At 46.2% G+C, this 251-nt stretch carries 1 protein-coding gene; it reads right to left on the bottom strand.

What is annotated here, in order from left to right; translation table 11 throughout:
- Nucleotides 1-238 (bottom strand): hypothetical protein (locus AAEZ18_RS19290; protein WP_352256049.1); only part of this gene is annotated, 238 nt, incomplete at its 3' end.
- Nucleotides 239-251: the final 13 nt, after the last annotated feature.

Genomic DNA, 251 nt, shown 5'->3' with positions numbered 1-251 from the left:
CATCTACATCGGGCTCATCTACTTGGTCAATTAATCTTCGCGCGTAAGGCGATACTGAATCGAGATAGCGGCGTTGTGACTCGGCAAACAAGGTGCCAAAAGCAAGAGATGATTTTCCAGAACCCGATATACCAGTAAAAACGATGAGTGCATTGCGGGGTAAGTCTACATCAACATTTTTTAAATTGTGAACCCGCGCGCCTCGGACCTGAATACAGTGCTCAAGTGCATTGGAAATGCTGTGTGTTTGC

The sequence above is a fragment of the Pseudoalteromonas sp. 19-MNA-CIBAN-0066 genome (assembly GCF_040308705.1).
Classification (GTDB): domain Bacteria; phylum Pseudomonadota; class Gammaproteobacteria; order Enterobacterales; family Alteromonadaceae; genus Pseudoalteromonas; species Pseudoalteromonas nigrifaciens.
Note: the sequence above shows the minus strand (reverse complement) of the source record. Positions and strands in the feature narration are given on the sequence as shown.